This is a genomic window from uncultured Thioclava sp. (genome assembly GCF_913064665.1).
In the GTDB taxonomy this organism is placed as follows: Bacteria; Pseudomonadota; Alphaproteobacteria; order Rhodobacterales; family Rhodobacteraceae; genus Thioclava; species Thioclava arctica.
The window spans coordinates 64,454-82,593 of the sequence record NZ_CAJYBT010000010.1; the positions used below are offsets into that span (position 1 = coordinate 64,454).

14 protein-coding genes are annotated in these 18,140 nt (G+C 62.1%); 7 read left to right on the plus strand and 7 right to left on the minus strand.

The features are described from left to right. Positions 1 to 65: 65 nt before the first annotated feature. From QZ571_RS06180 to QZ571_RS06190, 3 genes are read left to right on the plus strand one after another with little or no spacing between them, the layout of a single operon-like run. The gene (locus tag QZ571_RS06180; protein ID WP_295532839.1) at positions 66 to 692 is read left to right on the plus strand and encodes a glutathione S-transferase family protein; all 627 of its coding nucleotides are present in this window, start codon (positions 66 to 68) and stop codon (positions 690 to 692) included. 9 nt (positions 693 to 701) lie between these two features. Then, positions 702 to 1,913, plus strand: coding sequence for an acetyl-CoA C-acetyltransferase (locus QZ571_RS06185; protein ID WP_295532840.1), 1,212 nt, complete (start codon positions 702 to 704; stop codon positions 1,911 to 1,913). A gap of 11 nt (positions 1,914 to 1,924) precedes the next feature. After that, entirely contained in the window at positions 1,925 to 4,114 is a 2,190-nt protein-coding gene (locus QZ571_RS06190) for a 3-hydroxyacyl-CoA dehydrogenase NAD-binding domain-containing protein (RefSeq protein ID WP_295532841.1), read from the plus strand. 171 nt (positions 4,115 to 4,285) lie between these two features. On the opposite strand, the gene QZ571_RS06195 is transcribed toward QZ571_RS06190, so the two are convergent. Together QZ571_RS06195 and QZ571_RS06200 are read right to left on the minus strand one after the other, a co-directional pair. Continuing rightward, positions 4,286 to 4,954, minus strand: a complete 669-nt coding sequence (locus tag QZ571_RS06195) for a Hint domain-containing protein (RefSeq protein WP_295532842.1) — start codon at positions 4,952 to 4,954, stop codon at positions 4,286 to 4,288. Positions 4,955 to 5,144: 190 nt separating this feature from the next. Continuing rightward, entirely contained in the window at positions 5,145 to 5,792 is a 648-nt protein-coding gene (locus tag QZ571_RS06200; protein WP_295532843.1) for a sulfotransferase family 2 domain-containing protein, read from the minus strand. 107 nt (positions 5,793 to 5,899) lie between these two features. On the opposite strand from QZ571_RS06200, the gene QZ571_RS06205 reads away from it, so the two are divergent. Together QZ571_RS06205 and QZ571_RS06210 are read left to right on the plus strand one after the other, a co-directional pair. Continuing rightward, positions 5,900 to 7,537, plus strand: coding sequence for an AMP-binding protein (locus QZ571_RS06205; RefSeq protein WP_295532844.1), 1,638 nt, complete (start codon positions 5,900 to 5,902; stop codon positions 7,535 to 7,537). Positions 7,538 to 7,660: 123 nt separating this feature from the next. Next, positions 7,661 to 8,680, plus strand: coding sequence for a hypothetical protein (locus QZ571_RS06210; protein ID WP_295532845.1), 1,020 nt, complete (start codon positions 7,661 to 7,663; stop codon positions 8,678 to 8,680). 69 nt (positions 8,681 to 8,749) lie between these two features. Here QZ571_RS06210 and QZ571_RS06215 read toward each other — a convergent pair whose 3' ends face one another. The 5 genes from QZ571_RS06215 to QZ571_RS06235 all read right to left on the minus strand — a co-directional run bounded on the left by QZ571_RS06215 (position 8,750) and on the right by QZ571_RS06235 (position 13,421). Then, positions 8,750 to 9,793: an SPOR domain-containing protein gene (locus tag QZ571_RS06215; protein WP_295532846.1), complete on the minus strand. Its 1,044-nt coding sequence runs from the start codon at positions 9,791 to 9,793 to the stop codon at positions 8,750 to 8,752. Between the two features lie 67 nt (positions 9,794 to 9,860). Beyond that, positions 9,861 to 10,493 carry a uracil phosphoribosyltransferase gene (upp, locus tag QZ571_RS06220; RefSeq protein ID WP_295532847.1) on the minus strand — a complete coding sequence of 211 codons (633 nt, stop codon included), beginning with the start codon at positions 10,491 to 10,493 and terminating at the stop codon, positions 9,861 to 9,863. Then, positions 10,490 to 11,722 (minus strand): phosphopentomutase, encoded by a 1,233-nt coding sequence (locus QZ571_RS06225; RefSeq protein ID WP_295532848.1) that lies wholly within the window; start codon positions 11,720 to 11,722, stop codon positions 10,490 to 10,492. The genes upp and QZ571_RS06225 overlap by 4 nt, the downstream gene beginning before the upstream one ends. Continuing rightward, on the minus strand, positions 11,719 to 13,029 hold the full coding sequence (locus tag QZ571_RS06230) for a thymidine phosphorylase (RefSeq protein WP_295532849.1): 1,311 nt from the start codon (positions 13,027 to 13,029) through the stop codon (positions 11,719 to 11,721). Before QZ571_RS06230 ends, QZ571_RS06225 begins: the two co-directional genes overlap by 4 nt. Beyond that, positions 13,029 to 13,421, minus strand: a complete 393-nt coding sequence (locus tag QZ571_RS06235; protein ID WP_295532850.1) for a cytidine deaminase — start codon at positions 13,419 to 13,421, stop codon at positions 13,029 to 13,031. Before QZ571_RS06235 ends, QZ571_RS06230 begins: the two co-directional genes overlap by 1 nt. Before the next feature lie 239 nt (positions 13,422 to 13,660). On the opposite strand from QZ571_RS06235, the gene QZ571_RS06240 reads away from it, so the two are divergent. Both QZ571_RS06240 and QZ571_RS06245 read left to right on the plus strand, forming a co-directional pair. Then, positions 13,661 to 15,937, plus strand: a complete 2,277-nt coding sequence (locus QZ571_RS06240; protein WP_295532851.1) for an NADP-dependent malic enzyme — start codon at positions 13,661 to 13,663, stop codon at positions 15,935 to 15,937. Between the two features lie 200 nt (positions 15,938 to 16,137). After that, a complete protein-coding gene (locus QZ571_RS06245; RefSeq protein ID WP_295532852.1) occupies positions 16,138 to 18,030 on the plus strand; it encodes a propionyl-CoA synthetase in 1,893 nt (630 codons plus the stop codon). Positions 18,031 to 18,140 lie beyond the last annotated feature (110 nt).

An 18,140-nucleotide genomic window follows, 5' to 3' on the forward strand; every position in this document is an offset into this window, starting at 1 on the left:
CCCGCAAGGGGCTTACGTTCGCGTCACTTAATCGCCAGATTATGGGCAGACGAGGGGGAGGTCGCATGACCGCAAAACTGTATTGCTTTGGAGAATCGGGCAACGCCTACAAGGCGGCGCTGACGATGGAGCTGGCCGGCTATGACTGGCAGCCACACTATGTCGACTTCTTCAACGGCGAGTCGCGCAGCCCAGAGTTTCGCGCGCTCAACGAGATGGGCGAGGCCCCTGTTTTCGTCGAGGGCGATCTGACGCTCACACAATCCAGCCTGATCCAGCTACATATCGCGGAAAAAACCGGCAAGTTTCTGGCCGATGACCGCAATGAAATGATGCGCTGGCTGTTTTGGGACGCTCAGAAAGGGTCAGGCCAGCAAGGCAGCTTGCGGTTCTTGATGAACTTCCTGCCCGAGGACAAGCGCCCGACCGAGGCGATCAAATGGCTCAAGGGGCGGGTGCTCGCCGCGCTGGCCACACTTGAAACCCATATTGAAGGCCGCGACTGGATCGTGGGCAATACCCCGTCAATCGCCGATTTCGCCTGCTGCGGCTATCTCTACTACCCCGAGCCTTTCGGCTTCGAGCGTAAAGATTTCCCCAATATCGACCGTTGGTTAGACAGCATCTCTGCCCTGCCCGGTTGGAAACACCCCTATGATTTGATGCCCGGCAATCCGTCTGACCGGGCGTGAGGAGGAACCATGACAGACGCCTATATTTATGACGCAGCACGCACCCCGCGTGGCAAGGGCCGCAAGGATGGATCGCTGCACGAGGTCACCTCGGTGGCGCTTTCGGCGCGGTTGCTGAACGCGGTCAAAGAGCGCAACGGCCTTGAGGGCCACGCGGTCGAAGACGTGATCTGGGGCAATGCCACACAGGTCATGGAACAGGGCGGCTGTCTTGCGCGCTCGGCAGTGTTGCTGAGCGATCTTGATGAACGCATCCCCGGCCTGTCGATCAACCGCTTTTGCGCCTCGGCGACGGAGGCAGTGAACCTCGCTGCCAACCAGATCAAGGGCGGCGCTGGCAATGGCTATATCGCGGGCGGCGTCGAGATGATGAGCCGCGTTGCGATGGGCTCGGACGGGGCGGCGATCGCCGTTGACCCGCAGCTGGCGATGAAAACCTATTTCGTCCCTCAGGGTATTTCGGCTGACATTATCGCCACCGAATACGGATTTAGCCGCGAAGACGTGGACGCGCTGGGTGTTGAAAGCCAGCGTCGCGCCATTGAGGCGATCAAGGACAACCGCTTTGCCAAATCGATCGTGCCAGTTCTCGATCAGAACGGCTTGGTCATTCTTGATCACGACGAGTTCCCGCGTCCGGGCACCACGATGGAAACCTTGGGCGCGCTGAAACCGAGCTTCAAGGATATGGGCGAGGTAATGCCGGGCTTCGATAAAATCGCGATGCTGAAATACCCGCATCTCGATCACATCAACCACGTCCACCATGCGGGCAACTCCTCGGGCATCGTGGATGGTGCCTCGGCGATCCTGATTGGCAACAAGGAATTCGGCGAGGCGCATGGCCTCAAGCCCCGCGCCCGCATCCGCGCCACCGCCAAGATCGGCACCGACCCCACGATCATGCTGACTGGCCCCGTGCCAGTGACCGAGAAGATCCTGAAAGACAGCGGCATGTCGATTTCCGACATCGACCTGTTCGAGGTCAACGAGGCCTTCGCCGCGGTCGTGCTGCGCTTCATGCAGTTCTTCAATGTCGATGCGAGCAAGGTGAACGTGAATGGCGGCGCGATCGCGCTGGGTCATCCGCTGGGCGCGACAGGCGCAATCATCATCGGCACGCTTCTGGATGAACTGGAACGGCGCGACCTGAGCACTGGTCTGGCAACGCTTTGCGTGGCCTCCGGCATGGGTGCGGCCACCATCATCGAGCGCGTGTGAGGGAGGGACAAATGGCTGATTTCAAATACGAACTGGGCAGCGACGGCGTTGCCATCATCACTTGGGACGTGCCCGAGAAATCAATGAACGTGATGAGCATGGAGGGGTTCAAACTCCTCGATAGCTTCATCGACACCGCGCTGGCCGATGACGCCTGCAAGGGCGTGGTCATCACCTCGGGCAAGCCCGATTTCGCGGGCGGGATGGATCTCAACGTCATCGCGCAGATGCGCGAAGGCGGCGCGCAGGCGATCTTTGATGGCGTGATGAGCATGCACCACGTCCTGCGCAAGATTGAGCGCGCCGGGATGGACCCGAAGACCAACAAAGGCGGCAAGCCGATTGCAGCCGCCCTACCCGGCACTGCGCTTGGGATCGGGCTGGAACTGCCGCTCTCGACCCATCGCATCTTTGCCGCCGACAATCCCAAGGCCAAGATCGGCCTGCCCGAAATCATGGTCGGCATCTTCCCCGGCGGTGGCGGCACGACCCGTCTCGCGCGCAAGCTTGGTGCGATGGTCGCGGCCCCCTTCCTGCTGGAAGGCAAGCTGTCTGACCCGAAAAAGGCCAAAGCTGCTGGCCTGATCGACGAAGTGGTCGATGATCCGGTCGCGGCTGCGAAAGACTGGGTGCTTAACGCCAAGGACGCCGATCTGGTGAAACCGTGGGATGCCAAGGGCTACAAAATGCCCGGCGGCGCGCCCTATCACCCGGCGGGTTTCATGACCTTCGTTGGGGCTTCCGCGATGGTGCATGGCAAGACCGCAGGCGTCTACCCTGCCGCCAAGGCGCTGCTGAGCGCGGTTTACGAGGGCGCGCTGGTGCCCTTTGATCAGGCCATCAAGATCGAGGCGCGCTGGTTCACCAATGTGCTGCTCAACCCGTCCTCGACGGCGATGATCCGGTCGCTCTTCATCAACAAGGGCGCGCTGGAAAAAGGCGCGAACCGTCCGGACGCCCCCGATCAGACCGTGAAAAAGGTCGGCATTCTGGGTGCGGGCATGATGGGGGCCGGGATTGCCTATGTCAGCGCCGTGGCCGGGATCGAAGTCGTGCTGATCGACAACGCCCAAGAGGCCGCCGATCGCGGGAAATCCTATTCCGAGGGCATTCTCGACAAGGGGATTTCGCGTAAGAAGGTCACCGAAGAGAAGAAAGCCCAAGTGCTGGGCCGCATCACCGCGACCACCGATTACGCCGCCCTTGAGGGCTGCGATCTGATCGTCGAGGCGGTGTTCGAGGATATGGGCGTCAAGGCCGAGGTCACCAAGAAGACCGAAGCCGTGATCTCGTCGGATGCGATCTTCGCCACCAACACCTCGACCCTGCCGATCACCGAACTGGCCAAGGCCAGCGCGCGTCCCGAGCAGTTCATCGGCATTCACTTCTTCTCGCCGGTGGACAAGATGCTGTTGGTCGAGATCATCAAGGGGGCGAAAACCGGGCCGGTGGCCGTGGCCAAGGCGCTCGATTTCGTGCGCCAGATCCGCAAGACGCCGATCGTCGTGAACGATGCGCGCTTCTTCTATGCCAACCGCTGCATCATTCCCTATATCAACGAAGGTATTCGGATGCTGGCAGAGGGCGTGAACCCGACACTGGTTGAACATGCCGCGACACAGGTGGGTCTGCCGTTGGGGCCGCTGCAACTGGTGGATGAGACCTCGATTGATCTGGGCGTCAAAATCGCCAAGGCGACCAAGGCGGCGATGGGCGATGCCTACCCGGATGGGGCCGTCGACGATGTGCTGTTCTGGATGGCCGATCAGGGCCGGATGGGGCGCAAATCCAATGCGGGCTTTTACGAGTATGACGACAAGGGCAAGCGTCAGGGCCTTTGGTCCGGGCTCGATGCCAAATTCCCGCGCGCCGATGAGCAGCCTGATGTGCATCACGTCCAGCACCGCTTGCTGATGGCGCAGGTTCTCGAGGCCGTGCGCGCGTTTGAACAAGGCGTGCTGGAAGATATCCGCGAGGGAGACGTGGGCGCGATCTTGGGCTGGGGCTTTGCGCCGTGGTCGGGTGGCCCGTTCTCTTGGCTCGATATCCTCGGCGCGGGGAAAGCGGTCGAGATTTGCGACGCGCTGACCGCCCAATACGGTACGCGCTTTGAGGCTCCGGCCCTGCTGCGCGACATCGCCGCCAAGGGCGACACGTTCTATGGCCGCTTTGGCAAAGGTCAGGCTGCGAAAGCCGCCTGATCGCGACACGACAGACCGGGGCAAGGCGCGGTTCCCTGCTATTGCCCGGGTCAATATGAAGCGCCGGGGTCTGCAAAGGCCCCGGCGTTTTCATGCCGCCAAACCCGCAAACGCAAACCGCCGCGCCCATTTCAGGGCGCGGCGGCTTTGACTATCGGAAAAGCGGAGCGCTTATTCAGCGGCGTAAGCGTAGCTTTGGGCAATCATATCTTCGGCGATCATCTCCGCCACGATCGAGCGCGCCATTTCCAACGGCAGCGCCTCATACATTGCGGGGGGCGGCGCGATCATCGCATTCAAGCTGCACGCATCAACCGAGCTGCAATGGATCATGCTGGTGCCATTGGCGTAGATCACCTCGTCGCGGGCAAATTCCAGCACGACAATTTCAACCTTTTGGTGCGGCGTGATGCGGTCAATTCCGCGATAGCCCTCAAGGGCGGCCGCCCGGACTAGCGCAAAGGGGTCGCCAAACACCGCCTCGGCCATATCGCTTTCGACAAGAACGGTTTGCTCGGGCAGCAAAAGCATCGCGTAGGCATTGCCCAACGCGCCGACGGGAACGGCGAGCGGCTGCAAATGACGCGGGCAGGAATTTGAGCCAAGCCAAAACTGCGTGCGCTTGACGGCCACCACCGGGCGCGCACCGTGATCAAATGTCATCACCATGTCGCCCGCCACGATCCCCTCGACCGGGCGCCAGCCCATCTCGGTCGCAATCCGCGTGCCCGCCACAATCCCCCCGCTCTGGTTCACACCCGAGGCATGGCCCGAGGCGTTCGAAAAAATCTCGTCGAATTCGACAGCGTCGTTCCAAGCATTAGCGGCAGATGCGAACATATCCGTCTTCCTTCTGAAAAACCCCGAAGGGGGCGTTTGCCGATGCGTTCAGTCCAAGCGATTCCCGAGATGTTTCGTGGGCGAGAAAACGGCGCAACAAAGGCATTGCGGCGAAGATCTGAACAGTTCAGGCAACATTCGCGTGATTGCTGCTTTAGAGGGTGCAATCAGCCACTTATTCGCTAACGGATTAAAAAGAATACCCAAAGCGCGCGATGTCAGGTGCGCAAAGCCGCGCGACGAGCGCATGATCGGCGTCGCTGTAATAGCGCCGCCAGTCGCGTGCTCGGCTTGATTCATTGGCCCGCGCAAAGGGGGTAATGGCGAAACCCAGATGCGCCTCTAGGGGCGCGGCGTCTTGTTCGACATGCTCAAGGCGGAGGAACAGATCGCATCGCTCGGCCCCGTCCGGCCCGCGCATATAGCTACCATAGGGCGCCGCCCCAATCGACGCCTGCATCTGCGGAGCCGCCAAAAACCCCGAGAAATCCTGCGCCTTGGCCAGCGTCACCGCCGGGTGGTCAAAGCTTTGCACGCGCAGCCAGTGATAATAGCTCACCAACCGATCCCACGGATTGCGCACCAGCGTGAAGGTGAAATAGCTGTGCGCCTCGGACGCGTCATACAGCCCGATCCCATCCGCCAGCGTGCTGTGCTTCCACAACCGCCCCGCCGTTTGCGCCCCCGCCAGCCGCCCCTTGCGGCGGCGCGCCTTGGGCGTATCCCCGATCAGGATATCGTCGGCCATGGCGCGCGCCTCCAGCGCCAGCGCCAGCGCTGTGCCCCCCGTCTTGGGGATATGAACAAAGATATAGCGGCGGCCATGCGAGACGATCATAGGCGCAACTCTAGTGGCAAGTGTGATCGACGAAAAGCGCCACGCCCCCTTCACATTCCTGCGCGAGAGGCGATAAATGCGCAAGGATATTACCGGAGGAGGATTGCATGGGCTGGCTTGCCGACGAAACAGGGCTGGAGAAATGCGCGGCGAACTATGTTGCGCTGACGCCCTTGTCCCATCTGAACCGCGCCCTCGAGGTCTTTCCCGAACGCACCGCGCTGATCTACGGGACACGCCAGCTGTCTTACGTCGATTACCACGCGCGCGTCAGCCAGCTTGCCTCGGCGCTCAGGGCGCGCGGGATTGAGCCGGGCGATGTGGTGGCCACGCTGCTGCCAAACACCCTGCCCCAGGTCGAGGCCCATTTCGGCGTGCCCGCCTGCGGGGCGATCCTAAATGCGATCAACACCCGGCTCGATGTGGCAACCATCGCCTATATCTTTGAACATGGCGGCGCGAAAATCGTGCTGTGCGACACCGCGTTTTTGCCACTTGCCGAAGAGGCGCTCAAGGCGATGTCCGGCCCCGCACCCCAGATCATTGAGGTCGCCGACCCCGAGCACGGGTTCGAGCCGACTGGCCATTATCTGGAATACGAGGATCTGCTGGCCAAAGGCGACCCGCTATTTGACTGGATCATGCCGCAGGATGAATGGGAGAGCATCGCGCTCAACTATACTTCGGGCACGACGGGGCGCCCCAAGGGCGTTGTCTATCACCATCGCGGCGCGCATCTGTCCACCATTGGCAATATGATCGCGTGGCGGATGCAGCTTTACCCGGTGCTGCTGACCATCGTGCCGCTGTTTCACTGCAATAGCTGGACCCATGCCTGGATGGTGCCGATGCTTGGGGGCACGGTGGTATGCTGCCGCGATGTCACCGCCAAAGCGATCTATGACGCGATCGCCGATCATGGCGTGAGCCATTTCGGCGGCGCGCCGATCGTTCTCAACACCATCGTCAACGCCAAGGAATCCGACCGCCGCGCCTTTGATCATACCGTCGAAGTGTTCACCGCAGGCGCACCGCCCCCCGCCTCGACCCTCGCCGCGGTCGAACCGCTCGGCTTCAACGTCACGCAAACCTACGGGCTGACAGAGACCTACGGCCCCTCGGTCGAATGCACGTGGAAACCCGCGTGGGAGAGCGCCGCGGCCGAGGAACGCGCCAGTCTCAAGGCGCGCACCGGCATGATGATGGCGATGATGGAGACCGTGACCGTGCATGATCACGGCAGTGAGGTGGCGCGCGATGCCTCGCATCTGGGCGAGATCGTGATGCGCGGCAATATGGTGATGAAGGGCTATTACAAGAATCCGCAAGCCACCCGCGAAGCGTTTGAGGGCGGCGTGTTCCATTCCGGCGATATCGCGTTTCTACACGAAGACGGCTACATCAAGATCACGGATCGCGCGAAGGACATCATCATTTCGGGGGGCGAAAACGTCTCGTCGGTAGAGGTCGAGGGCGTGATCGCCGCCCATCCGGCCGTGTCGCTGGCCTCGGTCGTGGCCAAGCCGGACGAGAAATGGGGCGAGGTGCCCTGCGCGTTTGTCGAGCTCAAAGACGGGGCCGAGGCCACCGAGGCCGAGATCATCCAGTTCTGCCGCGAACGCCTTGCGGGTTTCAAGACGCCCAAGCGCGTGATCTTTGCCGATCTGCCCAAGACATCGACCGGCAAGATTCAGAAATTCGAACTGCGCGCCGTGGCCAAACTGCTGGATCAGGACCAAGGCTGAGCTTGGGCGCGGCGCGGAGTGGTCTGCGCCGCCAAATCCGGCATCTGGCCAAACCCGGCATCTGATTGACGCATCGGCAGGATCGGCTATCCTGCACGTCAACAAGAGCAGTAACAGGTCCCAATGACCGCCCTAAGCGAATATGACCGTCTTGAAGCCGTGGGGCTTTGGCGCGCCGATCCTGAGGCGCAGCGCCGCGAGGTGATTGTATCGCTGGGCGATGCAAGCCTCGTGATTTCTGAAACCAAGGCGGGCGCGGCCCTGGCCCATTGGTCACTGCCTGCGATGATCCGGCGCAACCCGGGCGCGCACCCTGCGATTTACGCGCCATCTGACGAGCCGGGCGAAAGCTTGGAGCTTGAAGATGAGGTGATGATCGCCGCGATCGAAAAGGTCCATGTGATCATCGAGTCCCATCGCCCCCATCCGGGCCGTTTGCGCTCATTCCTGATCGGCGGCGTTGTGCTGTGCGTTGGCGCAGCGGCGCTGTTCTGGCTGCCCGGCGCGCTGGTCGATCATGCCGCGCGCATCACCCCAATGGCCAAACGTATCGAGATCGGGCGCAAACTTTTGGCGGAGCTCTCCACGATGACGGGCCAGCCCTGCGCAAGCCCACCCGGCGAACAGGCCCTCGCTGTCCTGTCCAAGCGCCTGCCCGGCCATGACACAATCGTCGTGCTGCCCGAGGCATTAAAGGGCGCGCGGTTACTGCCCGGCAAGCTGGCCGTGATCGGGCGCAATACCATCGAGGGCCCCGACACCCCCGAGGTCGTTGCTGGCTATCTGATCTCGACAGAAGACGGCGCTGCCGGGCAATCGCCGCTCAAACAGATGCTGGGCGCGCTGGGACCGGCGGCGGCGTTGCGCCTGCTGACCACGGGCAATCTGCCCGATAGCGGCATCACCTCTTACGCTGAACAATTGCTGCGCGAGCAACCGACACCGCCTGCCACCGACGGCTTGTTGCGCGCCTTTCGTACGGCCGGAGTTAGCTCTACCCCGTATGCCTACGCGCTTGATCCGACAGGAGAAACCGTTCTGGGCCTGATTGAGGCTGACCCGTTCAAGGGGGAGCCCTCACCGCGTCCCGTTCTGCCTGATGCACAATGGGTCGCGTTGCAAGACATCTGCACGGGGCGCTAACCCACGCATCCCGGTTACAAAAAGGCGGCCCGCTTGGACCGCCGTTTTCATTTGTGTTGATGCCTGAGCCTAGCGCAGCAGCGCATCCCGAAACCCAGCGCTGCGCGCCGAGTTTAGTGCGTTTTGCAGGGCAGAGGGCGCGCTGAAGGGGCCTGCGTAAACCACCGTCAAACGGCCCGCACGCCCTGTCGCCACCGGAAGCCCAAGCGCGCGCAGCCGTGCCTTTGCAGCCGCAGCATTGCTGGGCACGCCAAAGCTGCCCACCTGCACGAACCGCTTGCCAGACCCTGCCGGCTGGCGCGTCGCGCTGGACGCGGGGGCCACCGTCTTCGCGGACATCCGCGCGCTGGCCACGGGCACATAGATCACCCGCTGCTGGGGCACTGCAACCATTCCCATCGGCGTCTTGGTATTCCAACGCTGCGCCATTTGCGCATCGCCCGACTGCGTGCGCGGCCCGCGATATGGGTTCAGACGCCCGTCTTCGAATGCGGGTTTCCAGCCACCCGGAGGTTCGGGCGAGGTCGTTACGACAGGTGCCACGCCCCCGACGCTGACCTCACGCGGGATTTTTTGCACCACAGGTTGCACCATGGCGACCTGTGCGCGCGTCGCACGCGTTTGCCCCCGAGCCGAGGCGGGTTGCGCCATCGCGCGCGGGGCCAGTGTCTTCACCGGGGAATAGGGCGCGTTTGGCGAGCGCGCCTCGGGCACCATATTCGAGGCAATCGTGGCTATCGGCGCCTTCACGGAGCGCCGACTGAGCGTATTGCCGCGCATCACGGGCGCCGCCATTTTCGGCGCCGGGGCTGCTTTTGCGATCACGGTTTTGGGGGCTACAACCTTCGCAGGGGCCGCAACAGCGACCTTTTCGGCAGGCAAGCTGGGTTTAAAGCCGCAAACCGCCGTGCGATCGCGGTTGATCCGCGGCACCCACTTAGTGGCATCGCCATAGCCCGCGCGCACGAATACGCAGCCCGCGCTATCGACATATTGACGCCCCTTAAACGAAGCGGGTGGCGTTTCTTCGGGCGCATAGCTTTGCGCCATTGCCCCGCTTGCGCCCATCACCGCCCCAAAAAGCGCAGCCGTCAAAACCCCACCAAACCGCATGCATGCCCCCATGTCTAATAAGGCTGGAGGATGGCGGAGTCTTGACGGTGAGTAAAGGAAAAATGGCTTATTTTGTGCCAAACATCCGGTCACCCGCATCCCCTAGACCGGGCACGATATAAGCCTGATCATTCAGCTTTTCGTCAAGCGAGGCGGTGACGATCGGCACATCGGGGTGGGCCTCACGCATCCGCGCAACACCTTCGGGGGCGGCCAGCAGGCATAGGAAGCGAATATTCTTGGCCCCCTTCGCCTTGATCAGATCAATCGCCGCGACTGAGCTATTGCCCGTCGCCAGCATCGGATCGACCACAATCGTCAGGCGGTTTTCCAACTCATTGGGCAGCTTGCAGTAATATTCGACCGGTTGCAGCGTCTCGGGGTCGCGATACAGCCCGACAAAGCCCACCCGCGCCGCCGGGATCAGCTCCAACACACCATCGAGCAACCCGTTGCCTGCGCGCAAGATCGACACCAGCGCCAACTTTTTGCCCTCAAGAATGGGGGCCTCCATTTCGCACAAAGGCGTCTGGATCGTGCGGGTCGTCATCTCCAGCTCGCGGGTGATCTCATAGGCCAGCAACAGGCTGATTTCGCGCAGCAATTGGCGGAAAGAATTGGTCGAAGTATCCTTGTCGCGCATCAAGGTCAGCTTGTGTTGCACCAGCGGGTGGTTCACCACGGTCAGATGATCAGTCATGTCTTGTCCCTCACGAAAAACGATTTGCCCGGACCTTGAGCCGGGATGTTGAGATGATCCGCGATCGACGCGGCAATATCGGTGAAAGCGATCTGACCAATGCCGCGCGCGTCCAGCCCGGGCGCGCAAGCCAGAACCGGGACGCGTTCACGGGTGTGATCGTTGCCAGTCCAGGTCGGGTCATTGCCATGATCGGCGGTAAAGATCGCCAGATCCCCGGGGCGTAGCCGCGCCATGAACGCGTTTGCCACACCATCGAACCATTCCAGCGCGCGCGCATAGCCCGCCACGTCACGGCGATGGCCGAAAAGGCTGTCGAATTCAACGAAATTGGCGAAGGTCAGGCTGCCCTCTTCGGCTGTTTCGGCCAAGGCGATCAGGTGCTTGGCCAGATCGGCATCGCCCTTGCCCTTGTGCAGATGGGTGACGCCGCGATGGCTGAAAATATCGCCGATCTTGCCAATCGCATGGGTCACCCGGCCCGCGTCATAAGCCCAGTCCAGCAGCGTCGGCGCAGGCGCAGCCATGGCAAAATCGCGCCGGTTCGGCGTGCGCGTGAACACACCGTTTTCGCCGATAAAAGGGCGCGCGATTACGCGGCCCACCTTCATACCATGCAGCGTCGGCGCTAGCCCCTCGCACAGCGCCAGAAGCCGGTCGAGACCGAAATGCTCTTCATGGGCGGCGATCTGAAACACGCTATCGGCCGAGGTGTAGCAGATCGGCCAGCCCGTGCGGATATGTTCGTCGCCGAGTTCTTCGATGATATTGGTGCCCGAGGCGTGGCAATTGCCCAAGACCCCCTTGGTTCCCGCAATCTCGCAGGCCTTGGCCACCAGATCGGGTGGGAAGCTGTTGGTCTTGTCAGGGAAATAATGCCAGTCCCACGGCACCGGAACGCCCGCCATTTCCCAATGCCCCGAGGGCGTGTCCTTGCCCGACGAGACCTCGGTTGCCGCGCCCCAAAGCCCCTGCGGCGCAGCGTCCAGACCGGGTGCCGCCACGCCAGAGGCCAGCGTGATCGCAGCCCCCAGACCCAGCGCATCCAGATGAGGCAGCTTCAGCGCCCCTTCCCGGCCCTGATCGGCGCGGCCCTGCGCGCAGGCCTGCGCGATGTGGCCCACGGTATTGGCACCGGTATCGGGCGTGCCGTCATTGAAAAATCGATCCGCATCGGGTGCGCCGCCAATGCCGACGCTGTCCATGACGATCAAAAACGCCCGGCTCATGCCCCGATCCTTTCGTGAATTAGCGGAGGCTCTTCTGGGGGCTCGTCGCTGAAGTGATAGGCGGCGCGCAGGGCGGCTTCGGCGGCATCGGCATGCGCGGCGTCGCTGGCATGGATCAGCATCAGCGGATCGCCCTTCCCCATCGCCTCGCCAATCATGCGGATCTCTGACAGCCCCACCGAGGGGTTGATCTTGTCGCCCCCGACCAGCCGTCCGCCGCCCAGATGCACCACTGCCTCGCCCAGCGCGCGGGTGTCGATGCGCGCGATAAACCCATCCCGCGGCGCGTCCAGCGCGCGCACAACCGGGGCAGAGGGCAACCGGTCGGGGTAACGCTCCACGAAATCTACGGGGCCCCCAAGGGCGGCCACCATTTTGCCGAAGATTTCCGCCGCGCGCCCCGTCTCAAGCGCATCGTCGATCCGCTCCGATCCTTCCTCGGCATCTGCCGCCAAGCCCGCCAGCACCAACGCCTCACCGCCCAGCGCCGCCGTGACATCCCACAACGCGCCGCTGACAGCCGTGCCGGTCAGCGTCTCCATCACCTCGATCACCTCAAGCGCATTGCCCGCGCACAGGCCAAGCGGCTGATTCATATCGGTGATCAGCGCAGTGGTCTTGCAGCCCGCGCCATTGGCGGTCTCAACCAGACTTTTCGCCAAGGCGCGCGCCTCATCTGCCGTGGCCATGAACGCGCCAGAGCCGACTTTGACATCGAGGATCAGCCCCTCCAGCCCGGCGGCGAGTTTTTTCGACAGGATCGAGGCAGTGATCAGATCAATGCTTTCGACCGTGCCCGAGATATCGCGAATGCCGTAAAGGCGCTTGTCGGCGGGCGCGATTTCCTCGGTCGCGCCGACAATAGCGCAGCCGACTTCGCCCACCACTTTGCGCAAGACCTCAATGCCGGGCAGCGCGCGATAGCCGGGGATCGATTCCATCTTGTCCAATGTGCCGCCGGTATGGCCCAGCCCGCGCCCCGAGATCATCGGAACGTAGCAGCCACACGCCGCCAGCGCCGGGGCGAGTAGCAGCGACACGCTATCGCCCACCCCGCCGGTCGAGTGCTTGTCGATCACCGGGCCGGGCATATCCCATTGCAGAACTGAACCGCTGTCGCGCATCGCTTGCGTCAGCGCCACACGGCCGGACGACCCGATCCCCTTGAGCAGCACGGCCATCGCAAAAGCCCCCGCCTGCGCATCCGAAACCGCACCATCGGCCAAGCCACGCGCGAACCATGCCGCGCCCTCAGCCGATAGCCCATTCCCATCGCGCACCGCGCGGATGACCGAACGCGCATCCATCAGACGTTATCCATATGGCTCATGTCGAAACGCCCCGGCAGCAGCGCGCCCACCGAGGTATCCAGCCGCTCGCCCGCAGTTGTCGCCAGCGTCACCGGCGTGTCATGGCGCGCAAATTCCGCCAGTTTCTGGCGACACCCGCCACAGGGCGGCACCGGGCTCGGGCAATCGGCAATCACGGCCACTTCGATAATCTCGGTTTCCCCCGCGGCAATCATCGCGGCAATCGCCCCCGCCTCGGCGCAGGTGCCCTCGGGATAGGCCACATTCTCGACATTGACGCCGCGATAGATCGTGCCCGAGGCGCCGCGCACCGCCGCCCCCACCTTGAATTTGGAATAGGGGGCATAGGCGTTTTCGCGCACCTGACGCGCGGCATCGAGAAGCGACATGGCCGTCTCCGGACTGGGCTGGACGGGCAAATTTGTCCAGCTGGTTGAGTTTTGCCGATCCTGCGCCGGGCGCGCGGATGATGCAAGCGGTGACGCCAGATCAGCCCCCGCTCTCGATCAGTTCATGCCCCTAGGTCAGCGAGAGGCTTGCATTTGTAGCCCTTGTGCTATCTAGAACGAAAGTATGAATCGCGATCAGACGAGATAGTTTAGCACTAAACCAGTTCCGGGAGAGGCACATGGAAGAGGTTCGTCAGGACAATCACCGGCAATCGGCATTGGACTATCACGCCTATCCAAAGCCCGGCAAACTGGAGATTCGCGCCACCAAGCCGCTGGCCAATGGCCGCGATTTGGCGCGCGCCTATTCACCCGGCGTGGCCGAGGCCAGCCTTGAGATAAAGGCCAACCCAGACACCGCACGCGACTACACCGCGCGGGGCAATCTGGTCGGCGTCGTAACCAATGGCACCGCCGTGCTGGGGCTGGGCAATATCGGCGCGCTTGCCGCCAAACCGGTGATGGAAGGCAAGGCGGTTCTGTTCAAGAAATTCGCCGATATCGACGCGTTCGATATCGAACTGAACGAAAGCGACCCCGAGAAACTGGCCGAGATCGTCTGCGCACTAGAGCCGACCTTTGGCGCGATCAACCTTGAAGACATCAAGGCACCCGAATGCTTCATCGTTGAGAAAATCTGTCGTGAGCGGATGAATATCCCGGTCTTTCATGACGATCAGCACGGCACCGCGATTGTTGTGGGGGCGGCTGCCACCAATGCGCTTCATCTGAGCCACAAGAAATTCGAAGACATCAAGATTGTGTCCACCGGCGGCGGGGCGGCGGGGATTGCCTGCCTTAACATGCTGCTCAAGCTTGGCGTGAAGCGTGAAAATGTGTGGCTGTGTGACATTGCCGGGCTGGTTTACAAGGGCCGCGAGGCCGAGATGACGCCGCAAAAGGCCAATTATGCACAAGACAGCGATCTGCGCAGCTTGGACGACGTTATCGACGGGGCGGATATGTTCCTCGGGCTCTCTGGCCCCGGCGTTCTGACGCCCGAAATGGTCGCCAAGATGGCCGACAAGCCGATCATTTTTGCGCTGGCCAACCCGACCCCGGAAATCCTGCCCGATCTGGCGCGCGCGGTCGCGCCCGGTGCAATCATCGCCACGGGACGCAGCGATTTCCCCAATCAAGTCAATAACGTACTGTGTTTCCCCTTCATCTTTCGCGGCGCGCTGGATGTGGGGGCCACAACGATCAACGACGAGATGCAGATCGCCTGTATCGAAGGCATCGCCAAGCTCGCGCGTCAGACCACCAGCGCCGAGGCCGCCGCCGCCTATCGCGGCGAAAAGCTGACCTTTGGCACCGAATATCTGATCCCGAAGCCGTTTGATCCGCGTTTGATGGGCGTCGTAGCCAGCGCCGTGGCCAAGGCCGCGATGGAGACCGGAGTGGCGACCCGTCCGCTGGAAGATCCCGCAGCTTATAAGCTCAAACTTGATGGTTCGGTGTTCAAATCGGCGCTGCTGATGCGCCCGGTCTTCGAGGCTGCGGCCACCGCCTCGCGCCGCATCGTGTTCGCCGAGGGCGAGGATGAACGCGTGCTGCGCGCCGCCAATGCGATGATCGAGGAAACCACCGATACGCCGATTCTGATCGGGCGCCCCGAGGTGATCGAGATGCGCTGCGAGCGCGCCGGTCTGCCGCTGCGCCTGTCGGATCTGGAAATCGTGAACCCACAAGACGACCCGCGCTATCGCGACTACTGGGGCACCTATCACGAGCTGATGGCGCGCCGTGGCATCACGCCTGATCTGGCGCGCGCGATCATGCGCACCAACACCACCGCGATTGCCGCCATCATGGTGCATCGCGAAGAGGCGGATTCCATGATCTGCGGCACCTTTGGGCAGTATTTGTGGCACCTGAAATATGTTCGCGAGATTCTTGCGCGCGGCAAGTTGCGTCCCGTTGGCGCGTTGTCCCTGATGATCCTTGAGGATGAGCCGCTGTTCGTCGCGGACACGCAGGTGCATCACACTCCGACCGCCGAGCAGCTTGTGGAAACCGTGATCGGGGCGGCGCGTCATGTCTGCCGCTTTGGGTTGCGACCCAAAATCGCACTATGCTCGCATAGTCAGTTCGGCAATCTCGACACCGATAGCGGCGAGCGGATGCGCGAGGCGATGAACCTGCTGTTGCTGCGCGAGGTCGATTTCGATTTCGAAGGCGAGATGCATGTCGATGCCGCACTCGACTCCGAAACGCGCGCCCGCCTGATGCCCGAGAGCCGCTTTGAGGGGCCCGCCAATGTACTGGTCTTCGCCAATACCGATGCGGCCTCGGGGGTGCGCAACATCCTCAAGATGAAGGCCGGCGGGCTGGAAGTCGGGCCGATCCTGATGGGGATGGGCAACAAGGTGCATATCGTGACGCCCTCGATCACCTCGCGCGGCTTGCTCAATATGTCCGCGATCGCAGGCACTCCGGTTTCGCATTACAGCTGAGTCGCGCGCGGGTTTGCAAAGCCCGCCCGCCCGTCGCAAAGCATGAACAATCCCGCAGAGTTTGCAAAACTTTGCGGGACCATTTCCGCAGATTCTGCAAAATCCCTCCCCCATCCCTGCAATGTGCGCGGTAACATTCTTGCGCCAATGCCCCCTGCGGCTTAACACAATCTTCATATTCCTGAGGAGGAGGCATTCGCATGGGCTATAAAGAGGTCTATTCCGCGTGGCAGGCAGATCCTGACAAATTTTGGATGCAGGCGGCTGAGAAAATCGATTGGGACAGCAAGCCTTCCAAGGCGCTGTTTGACGGCGATGCCCCTTTCTTTGAGTGGTTCTCGGACGGGATGGTCAACACCTGCTGGAACGCGGTGGACCGCCATGTCGAGGCGGGGCGCGGCGATCAAATCGCGATCATGCATGAAAGCCCGATCACCCATTCGACCAAGGGCATCACCTACCGCGAGTTGCAAACGCGCGTGGCCAGCCTCGCCGGGGCGCTGAAAATGCGCGGCGTCGAAAAGGGCGACCGCGTCATCATCTACATGCCGATGATCCCCGAAGCCTTGGAGGCGATGCTGGCCTGCGCGCGCATCGGTGCGGTCCATTCGGTCGTGTTTGGCGGATTTGCCGCCAATGAGCTTGCCGTGCGGATCGACGATTGCACCCCCAAGGCGATCATCGCGGCGAGTTGCGGGCTCGAACCGGGGCGGGTGGTGCATTATAAGCCGCTGCTCGACGAGGCGATTGAACTGGCCACGCATAAGCCTGAATTCTGCGTCATCTTCCAACGCGAACAGGAAGTCGCCAAGCTGATCGAGGGGCGCGATTTCAGCTGGCACGGCTTCCAATATGGCGTGAAACCTGCGGAATGCGTGCCCGTTGAGGGCAACCACCCCGCCTATATATTGTACACCTCCGGCACGACCGGCCAGCCCAAGGGCGTGGTGCGCCATACCGGCGGCCATCTGGTCGCGCTGCAATGGTCGATGAACAATATTTACAAGATTGAGGAGGGCGACCGGTTCTGGGCGGCCTCGGATGTCGGCTGGGTCGTGGGCCACAGCTATATCTGTTACGGCCCGTTGATTGCCGGTGCCACCACCGTCGTGTTTGAGGGTAAGCCGATTGGCACGCCCCATCCCGGCGTGTTCTGGCGCATCATCCAGAACAACCGGATCAAGTCCTTCTTCACCGCCCCTACCGCCCTGCGCGCCATCAAGCGCGAGGACCCGACCGGCGAATGGATCAAGCGCTACAAGTTGCACGACCTACAGGCGCTGTTTCTGGCGGGTGAGAGGGCCGACCCCGACACCGTGGAATGGGCGCAAAAGCATCTGAACGTGCCAGTCGTCGATCACTGGTGGCAGACCGAAACCGGCTGGGCGATTGCCGCCAACCCGATCGGGATCGAAGAATTGCCAACCAAGGTGGGCAGCCCGTCCGTGCCGATGCCCGGCTATGATGTGCAAGTTCTGGATGAAGGCGGCCACCCGCTTCCCCCCGGCGAATTGGGCGCAATCACGATCAAGCTGCCGCTGCCTCCGGGCACCTTGCCGACGCTGTGGAATGCCGAAGACCGGTTCAAGAAAAGCTATCTCGAACATTTCCCCGGCTATTACGAAACAGGCGATGCGGGCTACATCGACGAGGACGGCTATCTTTACATCATGGCGCGCACCGATGACGTGATCAACGTCGCCGGCCACCGCCTGTCCACTGGCGCGATGGAAGAGGTCTTGGCGGGTCATCCAGATGTTGCGGAATGCGCCGTGATCGGTGTGGCAGATGACCTGAAGGGACAAAGCCCGATGGGATTCTTGTGCCTCAATTCCGGCTGCAACCGCCCCGAGGCCGAAATCGTCCAGGAATGCGTCAAGCGCGTGCGCGACAAGATCGGTCCGGTCGCGGCGTTCAAGCTGGCCTGCATTGTCGACCGCCTGCCCAAGACCCGCTCGGGCAAGATTTTGCGCGCAACGATGGTCAAGATCGCCGACGGGCAAGACTGGAAAATGCCCGCCACGATCGACGACCCGGCGATTCTGGATGAGATCACGCAAGCGTTGAAAGTACTGGGCTATCCCAAAGCCTGACCCACAAACGTCAGGCGCGCCCTGCAAAAAGGCGCGCCTGCATCGGAATTGCGACAGTTTCTAAAGTTTTTTTGCCCTGTCACCTCGCTGACCCTGCTCTGACAAAAAGC

Bases quoted from the DNA above. Each gene is read 5' to 3' on its own strand.
- QZ571_RS06205 (WP_295532844.1), top strand. From the start codon at position 5,900: ATGGGCTGGCTTGCCGACGAAACAGGGCTGGAGAAATGCGCGGCGAAC.
- QZ571_RS06230 (WP_295532849.1), bottom strand. From the start codon at position 13,029: ATGGATGCGCGTTCGGTCATCCGCGCGGTGCGCGATGGGAATGGGCTA.
- QZ571_RS06245 (WP_295532852.1), top strand. From the start codon at position 16,138: ATGGGCTATAAAGAGGTCTATTCCGCGTGGCAGGCAGATCCTGACAAA.
- QZ571_RS06235 (WP_295532850.1), bottom strand. From the start codon at position 13,421: ATGTCGCTTCTCGATGCCGCGCGTCAGGTGCGCGAAAACGCCTATGCC.
- QZ571_RS06225 (WP_295532848.1), bottom strand. From the start codon at position 11,722: ATGAGCCGGGCGTTTTTGATCGTCATGGACAGCGTCGGCATTGGCGGC.
- QZ571_RS06190 (WP_295532841.1), top strand. From the start codon at position 1,925: ATGGCTGATTTCAAATACGAACTGGGCAGCGACGGCGTTGCCATCATC.
- QZ571_RS06240 (WP_295532851.1), top strand. From the start codon at position 13,661: ATGGAAGAGGTTCGTCAGGACAATCACCGGCAATCGGCATTGGACTAT.
- QZ571_RS06215 (WP_295532846.1), bottom strand. From the start codon at position 9,793: ATGCGGTTTGGTGGGGTTTTGACGGCTGCGCTTTTTGGGGCGGTGATG.
- QZ571_RS06180 (WP_295532839.1), top strand. From the start codon at position 66: ATGACCGCAAAACTGTATTGCTTTGGAGAATCGGGCAACGCCTACAAG.
- QZ571_RS06195 (WP_295532842.1), bottom strand. From the start codon at position 4,954: ATGTTCGCATCTGCCGCTAATGCTTGGAACGACGCTGTCGAATTCGAC.
- upp (WP_295532847.1), bottom strand. From the start codon at position 10,493: ATGACTGATCATCTGACCGTGGTGAACCACCCGCTGGTGCAACACAAG.
- QZ571_RS06210 (WP_295532845.1), top strand. From the start codon at position 7,661: ATGACCGCCCTAAGCGAATATGACCGTCTTGAAGCCGTGGGGCTTTGG.
- QZ571_RS06200 (WP_295532843.1), bottom strand. From the start codon at position 5,792: ATGATCGTCTCGCATGGCCGCCGCTATATCTTTGTTCATATCCCCAAG.
- QZ571_RS06185 (WP_295532840.1), top strand. From the start codon at position 702: ATGACAGACGCCTATATTTATGACGCAGCACGCACCCCGCGTGGCAAG.